Annotated in this window: 18 protein-coding genes and 1 pseudogene; 6 read left to right on the plus strand and 13 right to left on the minus strand. The window is 49.6% G+C overall.

What is annotated here, in order from left to right:
* Positions 1-122 precede the first annotated feature (122 nt).
* On the minus strand, positions 123-689 hold the full coding sequence (locus KNP86_RS06760; protein ID WP_214753360.1) for a histidine phosphatase family protein: 567 nt from the start codon (positions 687-689) through the stop codon (positions 123-125).
* Between the two features lie 218 nt (positions 690-907).
* On the opposite strand from KNP86_RS06760, the gene KNP86_RS06765 reads away from it, so the two are divergent.
* Positions 908-1,453: an ATP-binding protein gene (locus KNP86_RS06765; RefSeq protein ID WP_214753362.1), complete on the plus strand. Its 546-nt coding sequence runs from the start codon at positions 908-910 to the stop codon at positions 1,451-1,453.
* On the opposite strand, the gene KNP86_RS06770 is transcribed toward KNP86_RS06765, so the two are convergent.
* The 12 genes from KNP86_RS06770 to KNP86_RS06825 form a co-directional block, all read right to left on the minus strand.
* Positions 1,447-1,812, minus strand: coding sequence for a hypothetical protein (locus tag KNP86_RS06770; RefSeq protein WP_214719616.1), 366 nt, complete (start codon positions 1,810-1,812; stop codon positions 1,447-1,449). The two genes, KNP86_RS06765 and KNP86_RS06770, sit on opposite strands and share 7 nt — an antisense overlap.
* Before the next feature lie 61 nt (positions 1,813-1,873).
* Positions 1,874-2,854, minus strand: coding sequence for a Gfo/Idh/MocA family protein (locus tag KNP86_RS06775; protein WP_214753364.1), 981 nt, complete (start codon positions 2,852-2,854; stop codon positions 1,874-1,876).
* A gap of 19 nt (positions 2,855-2,873) precedes the next feature.
* Positions 2,874-3,350, minus strand: coding sequence for a GNAT family N-acetyltransferase (locus tag KNP86_RS06780; RefSeq protein ID WP_214753366.1), 477 nt, complete (start codon positions 3,348-3,350; stop codon positions 2,874-2,876).
* 6 nt (positions 3,351-3,356) lie between these two features.
* The gene (locus tag KNP86_RS06785; protein ID WP_214753368.1) at positions 3,357-3,839 is read right to left on the minus strand and encodes an SRPBCC family protein; all 483 of its coding nucleotides are present in this window, start codon (positions 3,837-3,839) and stop codon (positions 3,357-3,359) included.
* Positions 3,840-3,882: 43 nt separating this feature from the next.
* The gene (locus KNP86_RS06790) at positions 3,883-4,392 is read right to left on the minus strand and encodes a GNAT family N-acetyltransferase (protein ID WP_214753370.1); all 510 of its coding nucleotides are present in this window, start codon (positions 4,390-4,392) and stop codon (positions 3,883-3,885) included.
* A gap of 25 nt (positions 4,393-4,417) precedes the next feature.
* Complete coding sequence (locus tag KNP86_RS06795; RefSeq protein ID WP_214753371.1) at positions 4,418-5,179, minus strand: hypothetical protein; 762 nt, start codon at positions 5,177-5,179, stop codon at positions 4,418-4,420.
* Positions 5,180-5,324: 145 nt separating this feature from the next.
* Positions 5,325-5,567: a DUF2750 domain-containing protein gene (locus KNP86_RS15765; RefSeq protein ID WP_353048156.1), complete on the minus strand. Its 243-nt coding sequence runs from the start codon at positions 5,565-5,567 to the stop codon at positions 5,325-5,327.
* Positions 5,489-6,028, minus strand: coding sequence for an SMI1/KNR4 family protein (locus KNP86_RS06805; RefSeq protein ID WP_214753375.1), 540 nt, complete (start codon positions 6,026-6,028; stop codon positions 5,489-5,491). Before KNP86_RS06805 ends, KNP86_RS15765 begins: the two co-directional genes overlap by 79 nt.
* 221 nt (positions 6,029-6,249) lie before the next feature.
* The gene (locus KNP86_RS06810; RefSeq protein ID WP_131472745.1) at positions 6,250-7,026 is read right to left on the minus strand and encodes a hypothetical protein; all 777 of its coding nucleotides are present in this window, start codon (positions 7,024-7,026) and stop codon (positions 6,250-6,252) included.
* Between the two features lie 71 nt (positions 7,027-7,097).
* On the minus strand, positions 7,098-7,781 hold the full coding sequence (locus KNP86_RS06815) for a hypothetical protein (protein ID WP_131472747.1): 684 nt from the start codon (positions 7,779-7,781) through the stop codon (positions 7,098-7,100).
* A gap of 92 nt (positions 7,782-7,873) precedes the next feature.
* The gene (locus tag KNP86_RS06820; RefSeq protein WP_214753377.1) at positions 7,874-8,308 is read right to left on the minus strand and encodes a hypothetical protein; all 435 of its coding nucleotides are present in this window, start codon (positions 8,306-8,308) and stop codon (positions 7,874-7,876) included.
* Between the two features lie 158 nt (positions 8,309-8,466).
* Positions 8,467-9,237, minus strand: a complete 771-nt coding sequence (locus tag KNP86_RS06825) for an ISL3 family transposase (RefSeq protein WP_084592806.1) — start codon at positions 9,235-9,237, stop codon at positions 8,467-8,469.
* 777 nt (positions 9,238-10,014) lie between these two features.
* On the opposite strand from KNP86_RS06825, the gene KNP86_RS06830 reads away from it, so the two are divergent.
* The 5 genes and pseudogenes from KNP86_RS06830 (at position 10,015) to KNP86_RS06850 (ending at position 15,467) form a co-directional block, all read left to right on the plus strand.
* Positions 10,015-10,629: a CadD family cadmium resistance transporter gene (locus KNP86_RS06830; protein WP_029595498.1), complete on the plus strand. Its 615-nt coding sequence runs from the start codon at positions 10,015-10,017 to the stop codon at positions 10,627-10,629.
* Positions 10,630-10,724: 95 nt separating this feature from the next.
* Complete coding sequence (locus KNP86_RS06835) at positions 10,725-11,090, plus strand: ArsR/SmtB family transcription factor (RefSeq protein ID WP_029595499.1); 366 nt, start codon at positions 10,725-10,727, stop codon at positions 11,088-11,090.
* Positions 11,083-13,497, plus strand: coding sequence for a heavy metal translocating P-type ATPase (locus KNP86_RS06840; RefSeq protein ID WP_029595500.1), 2,415 nt, complete (start codon positions 11,083-11,085; stop codon positions 13,495-13,497). The genes KNP86_RS06835 and KNP86_RS06840 overlap by 8 nt, the downstream gene beginning before the upstream one ends.
* Before the next feature lie 78 nt (positions 13,498-13,575).
* Positions 13,576-14,551 (plus strand): annotated as a pseudogene (locus KNP86_RS06845) (IS30 family transposase).
* A gap of 196 nt (positions 14,552-14,747) precedes the next feature.
* Positions 14,748-15,467, plus strand: coding sequence for a peptidoglycan DD-metalloendopeptidase family protein (locus KNP86_RS06850; RefSeq protein WP_029336161.1), 720 nt, complete (start codon positions 14,748-14,750; stop codon positions 15,465-15,467).
* The last annotated feature ends 90 nt before the right edge of the window (positions 15,468-15,557 follow it).

The raw sequence follows: 15,557 nt of genomic DNA on the forward strand, positions 1-15,557 counted from the left end.
GCCGTCATCATGACGGTCGCACTCGGCTTGTTTATTCGCCACCTGTATTTGAATAGAGAGTAGACTAAAAAGGATGGGACCGAGACCGGCCCCATCCTTTTTTATGACGCCATGAACGGCTTTCAAACCGCTTCTTGACGGTCCCATAGCTTTTCAACGCTCACTAGTTCATGTTTGTTAAACGTCACTTTATAAACGTCCGGCATATCGAGTTCTTTCCAGAACATATAGCCATACTGTTCATCAAAATAATTGAGGATCAGCACCATGATATTCCCATGCGTACCGATTGCGATTCGCTTTCCTTCGTATTGGTCGAGTAGTGACAAGATCGCACGGACTACCCGCTGTTGAGCAACAACGTTCGATTCGCCCCCTTCCCATGCAAATGTAGGATTTTCCCACACTTTTGTCATCGCCAAGGTAAAATTCTCGGCCGGCTCTGTCGTCAACATCCGTTCCCGCAAATCGTCCATGAGTAGCACTTCTGTCCCAATCTGGTCAGCAATCCCTTGGACGGTTTGAATAGCTCGTTTATATGGACTCGAAACGACGAGATCAATCTTTTCTTCACTCAAGGTGTTCGTGATGTTACGGACGTCTCTCTCTCCCTTTTCAGATAAGGGTCTCGTCCATTCATCGGCTGTATATGTAGAGTGTGCATGTCTTACGAAATATAAGGTCGTCATGTCATCGTCTCCCGTTCTATAGATGTCATCATTCACTATTATTCCACTGAAACTTATTGTAAAATTATCCAGCGTGACTTCATTATATTCCTCAAAAAGAGGATAACGCCTACATATTTTTTCCGATGAAGACGAACATCGAAGTTGGAACGGTGAGAATATACCGTTGGAGTTCACGATGTAAGCCGCAAAAATATAGGTTGATGGGAGAGGCAAACATGAGAAGCAGAATTCACATACTCGGCGCTTCGGGCTCCGGCACGTCAACACTTGGCCACGCGTTGGCGAACGTCCTGCCGCATACTCATCTGGATACGGACGATTATTTCTGGATCAACAAGTTCACCGAACCGAGACCTGTCCCTGAACGACGCGAGATGCTCAAGGAAGAGTTGCTACAATCTGAACGGTGGATTCTATCAGGATCTCTCGCAGGTTGGGGCGACTGTTTCATGCCCTATTTTGATTTGGTTATCTTTTTATGGATTCCGCCTGACGTCCGCTTGGCCAGATTGCAACAACGGGAACTCGAGCGCTATGGTGCGGAAGCACTCGCTGGCGGTAGCCTATACGAGCAATCACAAGCGTTTTTGAGTTGGGCCGCCCTTTACGACCATGCCGGGACAGAAGTTAGAAGTAAGTCGTCGCATGAACAATGGCTGGCTGAACTGGCTTGTCCCATCCTAAGAATCGAAGGCGACTACTCGACCGAGGAACGAATCGCGATGGTCATGGATGTGTTAAAACAGAATCAGCATCAATGATATTCCTTCCCGATCCTGATTTTGGTGAAATGAATTTCAGCGCTTGCGGGAGGGAACAACAGATTACAGACGAACACCTCGGTCCCATCCAACATGTAACTCGAGACAGCGATATCGTGCATAAAGTAAGGTAGCTGTAATCTAGATAATTCTTTGATGGGTGCCACCCGGTCGTTCAAAGGAGCAACGATGTCCACTTTGATACATCCTAAAAATTCGATCTGGTGATGATAACTCTCATTTTCTTCTTCAATTTTGATTAACACTTCATCCCCGTAGTACCGACAATCACACCCGAGCACACGAGCATCCCAATAATATATCTTTTCAATCTCCTCTAAAATCTCTTGTACGTTCATTATTGTTCCTCACCTTCTATTTAGAATAAGAGCCTCGAGTATGTGTGCTCGAGGCTCTTTGTTATGCGTCAGCCGGGTACCGCACGTCGATGCGCTGCCGGATATCGGTCATGACGTCCGCGAGTGTGAGCATATCGGCAAACGAATGGACCTCGGTCTCCCGCTCCCCTGCTTCAATCATGTTTACGAACGTCTGAATCTCATACGTCATATGGCTTTCCTGTTCTAAACCGAGTTCGACGGTCGCCCCGTCTCGGCCAACGAATGTCAAGCGGTCGAGCGAACCGATATCGTCAATCACGATGCGCCCCGCTTCCCCGATGATTTCGGACGGAGCGTCCGTTCCGTGAATCTTCGAGTGGAGCACGATGATGTCCATGCCGTCATACGACAAGATGGCCGAACCACTGCCGTCGACACCTGACTCGAGCTTGACCGCGTTTGCTTGCACGCCGTCAGGTCGACCGAACAGTTTCAAGGCCGGGCCGAGGCAATAGACGCCGAGGTCCATCAGTGAGCCGTTCGAGAAGGCAGGATTGAACGTGTTCGGATTGTCTCCGCGTTTATACAAGTCGTAGCGTGACGAGTATTGCGACTTGTTCAAGATGACACGCCGGACGTGGCCGACCCGATGGAGTTCTTGACGCAACACATCGAAGTTCGGCATGAACAGGTTGCGGAGCGCCTCGAGCAAGACGACGTCCTGTTCGCGTGCCATCTCAAGCATCTGTCTGACTTCCTCGACGTTCGAGGCGAACGGCTTCTCACAGAGGACGTGCTTGCCGTGACGCATGAACAGCAGGCTCTGCTCGGCATGGAGCGAGTTCGGGCTCGCGATATAGACCGCATCAATCAATTCACTGGATGCCATCTCCTCGAGTGAGGTGAACGTATGTGGAATATCAAATTCTTCGGCGAACGTTTTCGCGCGCTCATCTGTCCGGGAATAGACGGCGGACACGGATGCGTCTTCGACTTGATGGGTCGCTTCAATAAAAGAACGGGTGATAAAGTTTGTGCCGATGATACCGAATCGAATCATGGGTTAATCCCTCTTTTCTTTAGGTTGTGATGGCTTTGCTAAGGACGATTTCGTCATGGAGCGGGATGCCGTGCTCACCGATGACGGGGATTGACGGTTTATGTAGCCTGGCCGCATCGACCGCACCCGGGATAATCCGTGCGAGGCGCCAGCCTCGGCGTTGGTAAAAGGAGAGCGCACGCAGGTTGTCGTTCGTCGTGATGAGCGACAGCCGTTCGAGCTGATGTTGCTTGGCCACTCTCTCCACTTCATCGAGGAGCGCCGAGCCGATGCCACGCTTCTCCTGGAGGCTGTCGAGCGAGATGATCTCAATCTCGTCTTCCCGAATGACATACGTGAGGAGGCCGATGATGACGTTCGCTTCCGACCAGACGAACCCGTCAAGCGTGGCGCAGTCATACTTACCGGTCGAGATGACCATCTCAGGTGAGCCCCAGGCATCGATAAAGAATGCACGGACCGCGTCACGCGTCAAAGAGGTAATCGGTTCAATCATCGCAAATCACTCCGCCTCTCGGGCAGGTGACGGTTTTGGCGCACTCGCCTCGGCGTAGATGCGGAACTGTTTGAACTGTTCATCATAAATCAGGCGAATCGCCCAGCGAAACGCTTTTACATATAGGGTATACAGCCATGAGGACGGTGCGAGTGTGATGCGAATCGTAACGTCCGTCCCGTCTGCTGTCTCGTTTAACGTATATGTCGCCGTCGACACTCCTTGATTCGTCATCGCCTGCACCTCGCACTCATATGGACGATTGACATGGGTCAACTCGGATTCGACCCGAATCTCTTTCTTCTCGAACTGTTGGACCGAGATGAACCTTTTTCCCGTCACGAGTGAGGCGTCACCATCCTCGTAGATGTTCTCGATCAAATGGTCGTTCCATTTGATGATATGTTCGTCTTCTGCGAGACAAGCGAACGTATGGTCAATCGGTGCGTCGATTGTCATTGTATATGTAGCCACTTCAAGTTGTTTCACATCAAATCCTCCTTCATCGATCGACATTCTTTTTTTCATTACGTTAGACAAGATCTTTTTCAAAACAGACATACCGTTCATGCCCTTTCGGTTTCGAATCGAAATGGACGCTTCCACGTTCCACGTAGCCGTGTCGTTTGTAAAAGTTGCAGGCTGCCCCATTTCCTGAGAAGCTGTCGAGCCGGATGCTAGTGTAACCTTCCGCTTTTGCCAACTGTTCAGAGGCATGTAACAGGGCTTTTCCGCTACCTTGACCTTGCCGCTCCGGATGCACCATTAAGGAATGGATGACGAGTGGATGGTCGTGACGCCACTCAATCGTTTCCCATTCCGGCGACTGCCATTCGTCGAGCACGACGACGCCGATCAACTGCTCACCGCCTTTCATAATATAGACAGAACCTTCTTCGATACATGCTTCGAAATAGGCGCGGTTCGGGTACGTGTCGTCCCATTGGAAAATCTGTCGGGCGAGCAAATCGTCTTTACAGGCGTGATACAGTCGTTCGATTGCATTCACATCTGATGGTTTGGCTAATGCGATTGTGTTCATTCCAATGCTCCGTTCTTGAAGATAATTATTTCGTATTGATAATCCGTTCGTATTTTTTATACTCCTCGTGGTCCATGCTTAGACCGAGCAGCTCAGCGATTGTGTCTTGCCGCCACGTGATGGGATTGAAATACTGCGAGCCCGTGTTGAACCAGCGCCCCTTTTGATCGAATCCCCACGTATCCTTCACCCGGTCTAGTCCTTGCTGTAGAAGCATCTTTCCTTCTGCTGGATGGGCTCGCAAGCGATGTTCGCCGAGACGCATATATGGTTCGACGGCCCACGGGCATCGTTCAATCGCTCGTTGAACATATGTATAATCGAAATGATCGATGTCTCTCTTCGCCAACGCAATACAAAGCAAGCCGCTCACTTCTTCCGGTCCTTGTTCGATGAGCGACTCTGCCAAAGCGACATCCTCGTCTGTGATGACAAAGTCATTCCAACCCGTCCAATATAAGACGAGCGCGAAATAGAACGAGTCATTCGGATGAAACGTATAGGCAGTGAGACCGAAGCTATTCACCCGGGCAAAATCTTCGATGGTATCAATCAACTCATACGCGATGAGCATGTCCCATCGGCTGTTATCGGTCGGGTCCATCATCACGCGGTCAATCAACATCTGTTCGATGCCTCGGGTTTGTTGAAGGTAATGTTCAAGCTGTTTGAACTGGTTTGCCTCAACGTAGGCGTCGATGCGATCCATCATCGCCTGTTGCTCCACCGAGAGGGTCTCGTTGCCTGAATACAGCTCAAAGATATTCCCTACGTTATAATCATTCAAAGATGTGTTCTCCTCTCCCACGTCGCTTTCCACGATGAGCGCTAGTAATTCTGTCGATATGATTGCGTTTTTAGAAAAAGAATTTATCATATTCGTTGTTATATTTTCTTAAAAAAAGATATCACATGCGGTATTTGAAATAAAATTATTCAAAATACTCTAGAATGGTTTCTGGGTCATATTCCAACTCTACCAGCTCGCTAGACCAATCGAGGCCGCACAGCAGCTCATCATCCGACATGTTCGGCAACCAGCGTTCAAGAAATAATTCGACCGGCAACTCGATCACATGATAGTCAGCCCATTCCGTCAAGCGAGCGCAAGCTCTCGGGACGAAAAGAATAACAAGACGTCTGTGTCTTCGACGTGCGATGGTGCAAACGCCCACCCTTCGTCTTGCTCCGCAGATAGACTAAAGACGAGTCCATTCTCCTCGACTCGTTCGCAAAACGTCTCGAGCACGTCGTTTTCAGCCTGCTTCACTTCGACGAACGCCTCAAACGAATGCGCCGCCACCTCGAGTTCGTCTATCTCGTGCCACCAGACGTAAATCGTCTCCCGGTCGCCTTTTAGAAAACCGAGCTCATCACCAGACCCATTCGTCGCAAGCGTCACGAACCCTTCCGGCAACTCCTCTTGCTTCAATTCGTTGGCTCGAATCACATCATCCCACGTCTTATTGAAAAACCGCTCGTCCTTGATGGGATAAAAGAACCAATCCCCAAGTTCGAACTTGTTCCCATGACCCCATGCGTCACGTAAGCCGTCCGGGAAGCGTAACCCCACTTGTTGCTCTACCTGTTCAATCTCTTCGACCGAAAATCCTGGAAGGTTTGTCTCGAGTCTCATCTCATCGCCCTCTTTCTAACATCAATAACATGAGTATACTGAATTTACAAAAAAGAGGGAATTGATTCCGACAAGTTGATTCAATAATGATCACGATTCTGTTGCGCCAAACGTTTGTAAAACGTAAAAAAGGACCTATAGACAAGGTCCATCGTCACGAGAAATCATTCGGTTGTAAGTTGTAACTTCTTAGTCGATTCAACGACTACCTATATGCGTCATCACTCGTTAACGAGCTGAACGCCGCTCACTTCATAATCACCGATTTGAATGAAGTGGAACCGTTCACCCTCCCCTAACCCTCTAGCAGTTCCCGAAAACTCAGCTACAACGTCAGGGCGTTTGCGTGCACCGAACGGCCACTTGTACAACAACCCGTCTTTTACGAAGTAGCCGACCTGTCCTTGAATCGTCAGCGCCGAACTGTCGTGAAGTCGCTTCGGCGTCTTATACTTGTTGAGTCGACCGGTTAAATCAACATGAATCAAGTCATACCAAATCGACGGACAGAACCATACCCCGGTTTGATTTGCTTGCAACAATTCGCAGTCGACAATGGTCGGCGGACGTACAAAATCTGACTGATAGCGTTGTAACACTTCCCCTGTCCTCGAGAAACAGACGAGTGCCTCGGTGGATATCCCTTCCCCGAACACCCCTTCATCGGCATAGCCGATCCAAATCCCCGTGTCGTTGACGGCGACAGCTCCGATGGCGTTGCCCGCATGGAACGAATGAAGTATCGACCCTCGCCCATCGATAACCCAGGCGTTGCCGGGTGTACCTTCGTGCGTCACATCGACGACGAGAAACGTTTCTGAATCAAGTAGACGGATGAATGGCGAACTCAAATGAAACGGCAGTCGTATCATTCGCTCATTCCAATAGACGACCTGGCCATCCTGATCCACCAGAACAATCACTTCACCACCTGATAAATCGGCATCAATTATGCTAAGCCTATCCATTTTAAATAACGTCTCAACTTGTAGCTCCATCCAGTTTCACCTCCCATATTCACTGCTATCTTGTTGTTCAATCGAACACGATGAATCGTTTATACGTTTACTCAACGAGCTAGACGGTCTTGATACTGCTCGAGCCTTCTGCGGAAGCGGTCAACTTCTTTCGGTGTCACCGAATCTGTCATTCCATAGCGCTCTTCCAAATATGGCTTGAAATCGATGTCCGTCAATTCGATGCGCCGTGCCCACTCTAAAACCGTTTCTGTCGGCAACCATTTCTTCGCCGGCGGTAACGCCTGATTGAACGTGATGAGCGCGTCTCGAATCGTCACACCGGTCCAAGCCGGTTCTTCGACACTCGTCATCGAGCTCGGGACTGAATGACGCGAGAACGTCCGCGTCGTGAACGAAGCTGTTTCGTCAGCTCGCTTGCGGTGCTGAAAACGAATGTTAGCGGCAAAAATCAGTACGCTAAGCAATACACAGGCTAGTATCAACACCCAATAGAAGAGGCCATCGCCTCGTTCGATGACGGTAGTCACAGAATCAATCGTATAATCCAAATAGTCCAGTTTCAGACGAGACTGTTCTTCTTCTTTCGGTATCCTCATCTTTCCTTCGGACGACTCCATCAAATACTCAGATTCTGCCGGTGTCGGTCGCAACTTTAACCCCGAGGTCGGAGGCTCATACCACCATTCCATCAACAAGCTGATGAGACGAAGTCCAATAAAGACCGTTCCTACTGTCAGCACTGCGGTCAAACCAAGCCGAATCATCCAACGCATGTTGTCGCCTCCTCTAGGGATGACTTACATCACATTGTATCATTGGACGTTTCCACTTGGAATAATCATTCAGCACGACTCTAGTCATCGTTTTACAGAAGATGCATCTTAGCGACCTGACTTGTTGGCCGCAGCTTTAGAATCTCGGTCGCTAATTCGTTCGCTTCATCATCCGTCATTAATTTGTCGGGAATCGCATTGAAAAAGAGCAAGTATTCCTTTAGATCTATGCGACTAGAATCAAGCACGACAGCACGTTTCGCATGTTCGTAGGCCCGTTCATAGGCATGAGGATGGTGACAGAACGGTTGGCTCATGAGAAGCGACGCAGCCTCTTCCCAATCCGCAGTCTGCTCAACTTGAATCTGATCGCATACGATTTCGTAGACCGCTAAATCATCCGTATCAAACGCAACTTCAAGAAATGTATCTAACACCACTTCGTGAGCGAACGGCTTCACTAGACGTTGAACGGTCGCTCGGTCATTTGAGAGGATCGCCTTGTGTAGTTGTTTTTTCAGGCTCATTTGAACGCTTGCCCCTTCCTTGATGATTCATCAACGCTCTTTTTTTCATTCATTTCCGTTTAAAACCTAGCGCGATGGAACGAAGAATCCTCGATTTGTTTCCGCAACTATCACACGCTATAATCATTGGCTCATCACCATAACACGTGGTTGCTATTTTAACGACCAAGCTCGAAGCGTAATCTCAAAAAGAAACGTTCGAGGTTTCGGTAGCCATAACCACGGCGTTTGATAAGCTTGATTTTGTTGTTCGTTCCTTCCATCTTTCCGTTCGATAGACTGGACACGATTGTTCGACGCATCGCTTCCTCTCGGTTCTGGATCGATTTCGCGATCTTCGCCAGAGGCCCGCAAGGATGGGACTGATAACGATCCAACCAATCGGTCAGTCGACGTTTCGCCTGTCCATGGCACGTGGCCTTCAGCACATATCGAATATGTTGAAGTCCTTGATAGAGGTCCCGGGTGAACGGATCTTCCCGAAGGCAAGAATCGGCGACCTCCCGGTCTTCGGGGGACAGCGTCTCCGGACGACAGGCGAGAGCACGGTCAATCACACGGACATGATGGTGACGTTTCACCTCGTTCAAAAAACGACGCCGACGGCGAAGGGCGTCCGTGAAGAACTGGATGAGATGGAAACGATCCAGCACATGTTTCGCATCCGGGAAGACATGTGCGACGGCCTTCGCCATTGTCGGTGCAAAGTCACTGACGACAGAACGGATGTCTCCGGCTATGCCTTGGAGTGCAGCCGTGATGGCCGTGACGTCCCTTCCCGGGACAATGGACAGGAGCCGACCACTCTCCGCATCGAGGGCGATTGTCGCATAGTGATGTCCTTTTCGTGTGGCGAACTCGTCGATGAGGACGTCTGTCGTATGCTTCTCTGTCTCTACTGAGGCGTACCGATAAAACCATCGTTCCACCGTCGTGTAAGGTAATCCCTATTCACGCGCTACATCTGAGATCGTCCTACCGTGGCAACGTTCTGCGATGCCTTTCCGGAACACCTCGGTGGAGGTGCGGACGAGCCCGAGACCGTAGTCATACACGAACGTCAAATCACAAGAGAAGCATCTTTGACGTGGGACATCCAGCTCAATCCAGAGTATACCGACGTTCCATGCGTGACCGTGTCGGAAGCGACGTCGCCTTTTCGAATGCAGGACTGTCTTTCTCTGGCAAAGCGGGCAAGGGATGTCGTGTCGATCCGGGATGACCGGGAAAACGTTCGGTTCTTCGTCTGAAGACATCTGGATCTGAAAAAGGTCTGGAAGTGGAAGAAGTAATTTGATAAACTGTTGGGACAAAGCGAAAACTCCAATCGTGGTTTGTCTAGGCAACAATTACGATACCGGGGTTTTCGCTTTTTTTCTATGTTCAATTCAAAATCTGATGGATTTTATGCGTCAACCACGCCTTATGGTGATGAGCCTCTTCTATACCATTTTCAGCTCTTCTAAAGATAGAATGCTTAACAAGACATGCAGGCATTGGCCATACTAAATTTCAATTTGCCTTGCCACTTGTCGCTCCCTGTTCATTCTAACAAGCATGCCCAAACATTAAAACAATCATTTGAATATATAATTGACAATCTAGCGAAATCTTTGTACACTTGCATTAATCAAACGTTTGTTTGAATGTATAACTATCAGAGGGTATCACTTCACACTAGGATATCCGTAAAGGAGATGAGGGTGCTGTTAACCACGATTTTTACCGCGGTTGCCGCTTATGTGGCGACCAGCATTGATTACGTCATTATTTTGCTGATCCTGTTTTCACAAACGATGAAAAAAGGCCAGTTAAAATCCATTGTCATCGGACAATACCTAGGAACAGCCATCTTGGTGGGCGTCAGCCTGTTGGCTGCGTACAGCCTGACGCTTGTGCCGTCCCACTGGGTGGGCTTGCTAGGGCTCATTCCGATTTACCTGGGCATCCGGGTCTGGAAGCGAGAAGAAGACGAGGACGACGAAGAGAATCTCCTGTCCCGTTTGTCTTCCGGAAACCCCAATCGCTTGTTTGTCACCATTACAGTCATTACCCTGGCGGCTGGCGGCGACAACATTGGCGTCTACATACCCTACTTTTCAACCTTGAATCCAAGTGAAACTGTGGTGATGCTGGTTGTCTTTGCCATCCTGGTCGCCGTCTTGTGTTACCTCAGTTACCGGTTGGCAGCCGTTAAAACGATTTCTGAAACGATAGAAAATTGGGAACGGTGGATTGTGCCGATTGTCTTCATCGGGCTCGGCATCTTGATTATGGCGGAGAATGGGACTTTCCGATTCCTTTGGGGATTGGTGAGTTGAAGTGATTCTTTGCACTCTTTGTTTTATATAGAAGAAAATCACTTACTTGAAAAAACGAATGAGTAAACAGAAGTGAGAAAAAGGAGTGAATGAAAATGGCAAAAGAGATTTGTGATGTGGTCTGTGTAGATGAAGAAAAGGTGGAACGAGTCCAGCAGCAACTGTCTGAACAAAATCCATTGGAAGTGGCGAAGATCTTCAAGGCGTTGTCGGACGATACGCGTATCAAGATCGCCTACGCCTTATCGCTGGAGGACAAACTGTGTGTGTGTGACGTTGCGAATATCATCGGTTCATCTACCGCAACCGCCTCCTACCACCTGCGACTACTGAATAATATGGGGTTGGCGAAATACAGCAAGGAAGGCAAGTTGGTCTACTACTCACTGGATGACGCGCATGTGAAACACTTGGTGCAAGTGGCCTTCATCCATCAGAAGGAGGTTGTTTCCGTTGGTTGAAAAAACGAAGGAAACAGAAGACAAAACGGTCTACCGGGTTGAGGGCTTTTCGTGTGCGAATTGCGCCGGGAAATTCGAGAAGAACGTCAAACAGATTCCCGGTGTCCAGGATGCCAAAGTGAACTTTGGGGCTTCGAAAATTGCGGTCTACGGCGAGGCGACGGTCGAGGAACTGGAAAAAGCCGGCGCTTTCGAGAATTTGAAGGTCGCACCGGAAAAACCGAAACGCCAGGCGGCTCCTGAAGTGACCGTCGAAGACAAAAATGTCTTCCGGGTCGAAGGCTTTACATGCGCGAACTGCGCCGGGAAGTTTGAGAACAACGTCAAGCAGATCCCCGGTGTCCAGGATGCCAAAGTGAACTTCGGGGCTTCAAAAATTTCCGTTTACGGGGCAGCGACCATCGACGAATTGGAGAAAGCCGGTGCGTTTGAAAACTTGAAGGTGGCGCCTGAAATTACAGGACGTCCAGCTATCACGAATACCGGAACCGAAAAAGCGCCAGCTCGAACAGAGAAGAAAGTGCCGTTCTACCAAAAGCACAGCACCTTGCTCTACTCCACCCTCTTGATCGTGTTCGGCTACATTTCCCAGTTCGTCAATGGCGAAGACAACCTGATGACGTCGCTCCTGTTTGTGGCGGCGATTGTCATTGGTGGGTACTCGCTCTTCAAAGTCGGTTTCCAGAATTTAATACGCCTGGATTTCGACATGAAAACCCTCATGACCGTTGCCGTCATCGGGGCGGCTTTTATCGGCGAATGGGCGGAAGCGTCTATCGTGGTCATCCTCTTTGCGATCAGTGAAGCACTGGAACGCTATTCCATGGACCGGGCGAGACAATCCATCCGTTCGTTGATGGACATCGCTCCGAAAGAGGCACTGGTCCGGCGGAATGGCCAAGAACAGTTAATTTCGGTAGACGACATTGTGGTGGGCGACACCATGATTGTCAGACCGGGACAGAAGATTGCGATGGACGGCACGGTGACCAACGGGTATTCGGCGGTCAATCAGGCGGCCATCACCGGGGAATCCGTGCCGGTCGCCAAAACGGTGAACGATGACGTCTTCGCGGGCACGCTGAATGAAGAAGGCTTGCTCGAAGTCAAAGTCACGAAGTTGGTTGAAGACACAACCATTGCGAAAATCATCCACCTGGTTGAGGAAGCACAAGGCGAACGGGCTCCTTCGCAGGCGTTTGTCGATAAATTTGCCAAATATTATACACCGATTATCATGGTCGTTGCTGCGCTTGTAGCCATCGTTCCTCCCATTCTGTTTGATGCCAGCTGGGAAACCTGGGTCTACCAAGGATTGGCTGTGCTAGTCGTAGGATGCCCGTGTGCTTTGGTCATTTCGACTCCGATTTCGATTGTATCTGCTATCGGGAACGCAGCGAAAAAAGGCGTTTTGGTAAAAGGCGGCGTGTATTTGGAAGAAATGGGCGCGCTGAAAGCCATCGCGTTTGACAAGACCGGCACCTTGACCAAAGGGGTTCCGGTTGTCACGGACTTTGAAGTGCTGAACAAGGGAATCAGTGAAAAAGAGCTGCTTTCTATCGTCACAGCACTGGAGTACCGCTCACAGCATCCCCTTGCTTCGGCCATCATGAAAAAAGCGGATGCAGAAAATATTTCTTATTCTTCGGTCTTGGTCGAGGACTTCTCATCCATTACCGGCAAAGGGATTAAAGGAACCGTCGAAGGAACCACGTACTATATCGGCAGCCCGATCCTCTTCAACGAGCTGGGCGCCGCAAGTGCGGATAAGAACTTGGAACAAAATGTCACAGCTCTTCAAAATCAGGGCAAGACGGCCATGATCATCGGAACGGAACAAAACATCCTGGCGGTCATCGCCGTGGCCGATGAAGTCCGGGACTCCAGCAAGGAAGTCATCCAGAAGCTGCACGACATGGGCATCAAGAAGACGATCATGCTGACGGGTGACAACAAAGCGACCGGTCAGGCCATCGGCCGAGAGGTCGGCGTCACCGAAATCCAGGCCGAGCTGATGCCGGAGGACAAATTGAATGTCATCAAACGCTTACGGGCCGAGTACGGCAAGGTGGCGATGATTGGAGACGGCGTGAACGACGCGCCGGCACTCGCCGCTTCTACGGTCGGGATTGCCATGGGCGGAGCCGGAACGGATACCGCTTTGGAAACGGCGGATGTCGCTTTGATGGGCGACGATTTGAGCAAGCTGCCATTCACGGTGAAATTGAGCCGGAAATCCCTGAATATCATCAAAGCGAACATTACGTTCGCCATCGGCATCAAAGTGATTGCACTGCTATTGGTCATTCCGGGTTGGCTGACCCTGTGGATCGCCATCATGTCGGATATGGGCGCTACCCTTCTAGTCGCGTTAAACAGTTTACGGCTGATGCGAGTGAAAGAATAAAAAGGATGAATTATAAAATTAAGTGCAACATCTGAACGTGAACGCAAAAAAAAGCCCACAGCGATGGCCTCGTTTAGAATGAAGTTACGACACAAACATTCAGACGGAGGAATCGCTAAGAGCTACACCCATCTTACCACAACGGTGCGCGTGAAAATAGAGACCTATCTGGAGCTCGGGATGTCCATCCGGTCCATCGCGAGACGGATCGGGCGACAGCCCTCGACCGTCTCGCGGGAGATCAGACGGAACCCCGGCTACGAGTCAGGACGTGCGCAGAAACGCTACGAGAAGGCGAAAACCCATTGCGGCGTCAAGACGAAGCTCGACGACACGATGCGCCGGACGATCGTCGAGAAGCTGCGTGCGACCTGGTCACCAGAACAGATCGTCGGCCGCCTCTACGCAGGAAAAATTGCCTTCTCCACCATCTACCGCTGGATCTATGCGGGACGGATCGACGTGCCCGTGACCGTGCTCCGCCAGAAGGGGAAACGTCAAAAGCCGACCGAGACGCGCGGTCGCATCAACGTCGGTCTCCCCATCTCGAAACGACCTCCAGAGGTCAGGGGTCGCCGGACATTCGGGCATTGGGAGCTCGACACCGTCGTCTCCGGACGTGGGAAATCGAAGGCGTGCGTCGCGACGTTCATCGAGCGGAAGAGCCGGTTCTATCTCGCCCTGCCAATCGCGGACCGCACCGCGGCCTCGATGGAGGGGGCGATCCATGCGGTGCACGGTGCCTTCCCGGAAGGCACGTTCGAGACGGCGACGACGGACCGGGGCAAGGAGTTCAGCGGTCACGAGCGCATCCAGGCGTCGCTCGGCGTGCCGATGTATTTCGCCGACCCGTAACTCATCGTGGCAACGGGGGAGCAACGAGAACGCCAACGGGCTCCTCCGCGAGTTCTTCCCGAAAGGAACGGACTTCGCGCAGGTCGGTGACGGTGAACTCGCGGATGCGCTGGCCAAGATCAACGGGCGACCGAGAAAGTGCCTGGACTGGAAAACCGCACACGAGGCCTTCACCGAGGAAGTGTTGCGCTTAATTTGACAAACCGTCTTATAAAAAAGAAATGTGTTTAATTTTTATCATAAAATCCGTTTGTGAAAAAACTATGCATTTTTTGATTAAATCTCTTGTCAATTTTTGAAATGAATTTGATATACTTTTTTGTAATATAGTGATGCTATACTCCTTTTAACAAATCGTTCGTCACTGTATCTTTATCTTTAAAGGAGTACAACTAATGAAAAACAAGGTAATACTTATCGCTTCTAGTGTCTTACTCACAACAACTTTTTCGATGCATAGTCCAAAAGTCGAAGCAAGTAGTGCATATAACGTAAAAGTGAAGACAGACGATCTTCGTGTTCGGACTGGTCCTTCTCTCAATCACAAAATTGTCGGCATCACTAACACTGGGCAGACCTTTTCTTATTTAGGAAAAAAAGGAGCTTGGACAAAAGTCCTTTACAAAGGAAACACACGGTATATCTATAGTTCTTACCTAAAAAAATATAAGAGCCACGTTGCCAAAAAAACATCATATAATAACTCTCTTTTTGCTTCTCCTACAGAAGGTCGGCTGACCCAAGGATACGGAAACTCTAATGGTGCTTACGGTTATACATTCCATAATGGCGTTGATCTAGCTGCAGCAAAAGGCACACCCGTCTACGCTTCTGCCAGTGGAAAAGTCATTACATCTAAAAACAGCGGTGCATACGGTAAACACGTTATGATTTCACATAGTCTACAGAATCAAAAATACGTAACCGTTTATGCTCATATGAACAGCCTTTCGGTAAAAAATGGTCAGACAGTCTCTAAAGGTATGAAGATTGGAACAGTTGGGAATACAGGAAACTCGTTCGGAAATCATTTGCACTTTGAGATTCATAAAAACAGTTATAAATACAGCAGTTATTCTGCAGCGAATAGTGTCAACCCAATGAACTATTTGTAACCGATGAATTATAAAATTAAGTGCAACACCCCAAAGTGAACACAAAAAAGCCCATGACGCTTTCCTCGTGTAGAATGAAGTCACCACAAC

It is taken from the genome of Exiguobacterium sp. s16 (assembly GCF_018618115.1).
Classification (GTDB): Bacteria; Bacillota; Bacilli; order Exiguobacteriales; family Exiguobacteriaceae; genus Exiguobacterium; species Exiguobacterium mexicanum_A.